Origin of the sequence: Streptomyces sp. NRRL B-1347, assembly GCF_000720325.1 — a bacterium.
In the GTDB taxonomy this organism is placed as follows: Bacteria; Actinomycetota; Actinomycetes; order Streptomycetales; family Streptomycetaceae; genus Streptomyces.
The window spans coordinates 1-3,779 of sequence record NZ_JOJM01000165.1 but is presented as its reverse complement, the minus strand read 5'-3'; the positions used below and the strand labels follow the sequence as shown (position 1 = coordinate 3,779).

2 protein-coding genes are annotated in these 3,779 nt (G+C 74.9%); both read right to left on the bottom strand.

Going from position 1 to position 3,779, the window contains the following annotated elements; translation table 11 throughout:
* Nucleotides 1-76: 76 nt before the first annotated feature.
* Nucleotides 77-2,290: an aminodeoxychorismate synthase component I gene (pabB, locus tag IG74_RS0144005; protein WP_037827262.1), complete on the bottom strand. Its 2,214-nt coding sequence runs from the start codon at nucleotides 2,288-2,290 to the stop codon at nucleotides 77-79.
* A 44-nt stretch (nucleotides 2,291-2,334) separates the two neighbouring features.
* Entirely contained in the window at nucleotides 2,335-3,681 is a 1,347-nt protein-coding gene (locus tag IG74_RS0144000; RefSeq protein WP_051856709.1) for a 3-deoxy-7-phosphoheptulonate synthase, read from the bottom strand.
* Between the last annotated feature and the right edge of the window lie 98 nt (nucleotides 3,682-3,779).

Sequence of the window (3,779 nt, the reverse complement as noted above, 5' to 3'; positions counted from 1 at the left end):
GGCGAGGGCGGGGGCGGGGCGGGGGCCAGGGCGCGTGCTGCCGGAGGGCCGTGGCCCCCGAAACGCCGGACGGGGGTCAGACCGCGGCCGGCACGTCGGGCACCTCCACGGCCTCGGGCGCCGCGCACACCTCGGGGGCGAGGGGAGCGGCGGCGGGGGTGGCGTGGTGCAGGGCGCGCAGCGGGGCGGCGGCCTTGAGGAGCATCTCCTGGTACTCGTCCTCGGCGTCGGAGTCCAGGACGATGGCGCCGCCGGCGCCGATGCGCCACTGGTCGCCGATGCGCACGGCGGTGCGGATGACGATGTTCAGGTCGGCGGTGCCGTTGGTGGACAGCCAGCCGATGGAGCCGGAGTAGACGCCGCGGGCCTCGGTCTCCAGGGACTCGATGATCTCCATGGTGCGGCGCTTGGGGGCGCCGGTCATGGAGCCGCCGGGGAAGCAGGCGCGCACGGCGTCGATGGCGTCGGTGTCCTCGCGCAGGGTGCCGCGGATGGTGGAGACGAGCTGGTGGACGGTGCGGTAGCTCTCGGTGGCCATCAGGCGGGGCACGTGCACGCTGCCGACCTTGCTGACGCGGCCGAGGTCGTTGCGGAGCAGGTCGACGATCATGAGGTTCTCGGCGCGGGTCTTGGCGCTGTCGGTCAGGGAGTCGCGCAGGCGGCGGTCCTCCTCGGGGTCGTCGCTGCGCGCGACGGTGCCCTTGATCGGTTTGGTTTCGACGGTGCCGGTGCGGTCGATGGTCAAGAAGCGCTCGGGGGAGGAGCCGGCGATCTCGACGTCGTCGCCCAGGCGCAGGTAGGAGGCGTAGGGGGCGGGGTTGACGTGGCGCAGGGTGCGGTAGAAGTCCAGGCCGCCGTGCCGGTCGGCGGGCGCCCAGGCGGCGTTGGTGAGGCAGACCTCGTAGCTTTCGCCGGCGCGCAGCTGCTGGTGGATGTCGGCGATGCGGGCGGCGTAGGCGTCGGCGTCGTGGATCAGCCAGGGCTCGACGGGGGCGGTGCTGGGCTCGGCGGCGGGGGAGTCCTGGCGCGGGGGCAGGGCCAGCAGGGCGGCGGCGGTCGACTCCAGCCAGCGCACCGCGTCCTGGGCGCCGCCGGGGCCGCGGTCCTGGCCGGTGCGGCTGAGGGCGGCCAGGTAGGTGGTGCCGTCGTGGTGGTCGACGGCGATGAAGCGGTCGGCGAAGAGCCAGACGGCGTCCGGGGTGGGGGCGCGGTGCTTGTTGGCGGCGCCCAGGTCGCCCTTGAGTTCGTAGCCGAAGTAGCCGACGTAGCCGCCGGTGAAGTCGAAGGGCAGGTGGGGGGCGGTGGTCTGACGGCTGCGCAGTTCGCTCTGCAGGTAGTCGAAGACGGTGCCGGGCACCTGCCGGGTGGCCCGGCCTGTGGGGGTGACCTCGACGTGGCCCTGGCCGGTGCGGTAGCGCACGGTCTCCGCCAGCGGCCCGCAGGCGTCGCCGAAGAAGGAGAAGCGGGCACGGCCGGCTTCGGCCAGGGCGCTGTCGAGCCAGAACACCGGGGCGTCGGCGCGGCCGTAGAGGTGGGTGAAGGCGGTCTCGGTGTCGATCTCCTTTTCCAGGATGCGCAGGTGCAGCCGGTAGGGCGCGCCCGCCGCCGGCACGGCGGCCTGCACGCCGGCTTCCGTTCCCGTGACGGCGGCGGCGCCGGCGCCGTCGGAGGTGTCGGCGGGGGTGGGGGCGGTGTGCGGGTGGCGGGCCTGGTGGGCGAGGGTCAGGTCGCGGAAGTTGGCGAGCATCCGGTGGCCGTACTGGGTGGAGACCGACTCGGGGTGGAACTGCACGCCCCACAGCGGCCGTTCGCGGTGCCTGATGGCCATGATCACGCCGTCCTCGGCCCAGGCGGTGGCCTCCAGGGCGGCGGGCAGCGGCTCGGCGATGGCCAGGGAGTGGTAGCGCACGGCCGTGAAGTCCTGCGGCAGGCCTGCGAACACCTCCTGGGCGGTGTGGGTGACCTGGCTGAGGTAGCCGTGGCGGGCCTGGGGGGCACGGGTGATGAGCGCGCCCGCGGCGGCGGCGATGCCCTGGTGGCCCAGGCACACGCCCAGGACGGGGATGGTGGCCCGTTCGATGATGCGGGCGCTGGCGCCGAAGTCCTCGGCGCGGCCGGGGTGGCCGGGGCCGGGGGAGATCACGACGTTGTCGTAGGCGCCGAGGTCGATGTCGGCGGCGCCGGGGGCGTCGTTGGTCACCACGTCGGGTTCTTCGCCGTTGACCTCGGCGATGAGCTGGAAGAGGTTGTAGGTGTACGAGTCGTAGTTGTCGATCAGGAGGGTCTTCATCACGGCTCCGTCGGGCGCGGGCGGCAGGGTGGGGGCGGGGCGGGTCAGCCGCGGGCGATCAGGTCGGCGGCGGTCTGGGCCAGCAGGCGGGCCTGGTCGTCGTTGAGCCGCGGGTCGCACAGCGTGCGGTAGGCGCGGGACAGGCCCTGCTCGCTGCGGGGGCCGCCGGCGCCCAGGCACTCGGTGACGCGGTCGCCCGCGACCTCCAGGTGCAGGCCGCCGGGCCACTGGCCGGCGCGGTGCAGGATCTCGATGAACGCGGCTGTCTCGGCGGTGATGGCGTCCATGTGCCGGGTCTTGTGGCCGGTGGCGGCGGTGAAGGTGTTGCCGTGCATGGGGTCGGACGCCCACACCACCTGGTGGCCGGCCTCGGCGACGGTGCGGATCATCTCGGGCAGCAGCCGGCGGATGTCGGCCGCGCCCAGGCGGGCGATGAGGGTCAGGCGGCCCGGGCGGCGGTGCGGGTCGAGCGTGTGGCACAGCGCGATCAGGTCGCTGCGGCTGATGCCGGGGCCGATCTTGACGGCGACGGGGTTGGCGATGTGGGACAGCAGCGCGATGTGGGCGCCGTCGACCTGGCGGGTGCGGTCGCCGACCCAGGGCAGGTGGGTGGAGAGCAGGTAGTCCTCGCCGGTGCGCGGATCGCGGCGCACGAAGGGCTCCTCGTAGTCGAGCAGCAGTGCCTCGTGGCTGGTCCACAGTCCGGTGCGGCGCCAGCCGTCCTCGGTGCGGTGGGTGCGCCCGTAGTCGTCCAGGACGGCGCGCAGGGTGCCGTCCCAGGAGCGCGGGCGGCGGGTGCTGATGCTGGCGGCCGACAGCGGGGTGAGGTCGGACGCGGCGCGGTGGGCGATGATGTGCAGCTCGCTGAGCAGGGCGCGGGCGCTGTGGTAGCCGGTGAGCAGGCGCCGCGGGTCGGGGATGCGGGCGGCTGCGTCGGCGTCGGGGGCGTTCACGTTCAGGCCGCGGAAGACGGGCAGGGCGCGGCCGCCGACGACCTCCTCGGGCTTGGAGCGGGGCTTGGCGTACTGCCCGGCGATGCGGCCCACCGTCATGGTGGGCAGGTCCAGGCGGTCGCTGATGATCTCGGCCATCTCGCCCAGGACGCGGTGCTTGCCCTGCAGGGCGGCCACCCCCATGGCGCCGGTGGGCTCGGCGCAGTCGCCGGCCTGCAGCAGGAAGGCCTGGTGCGCGCTGACGTCGGCGAGGGCCGCGCCGACCTGGCGCACGTCGGCGGCGGCGGTCAGTGCGGGCAGGCGGGCCAGTTCACCGGCGACGTCGGCGACGGCGGCCGGGTCCGGCCACGGCGGCTGCTGGGCGGCGGGCAGGCCGCGCCAGGGTGGCGCGGTCAGGGCGTCGGTACGGGCCGGGGGCGCGGGTGCGATCAGTGGCATGACGGGTCGTCTCTTCCGGGAAAGGGGGCCGCGGGCACGGGATGGCCGCGGGCGGTGGGCGGATGGGCGTACGGGGCGGGGCGGGAGCAGGGCGTACG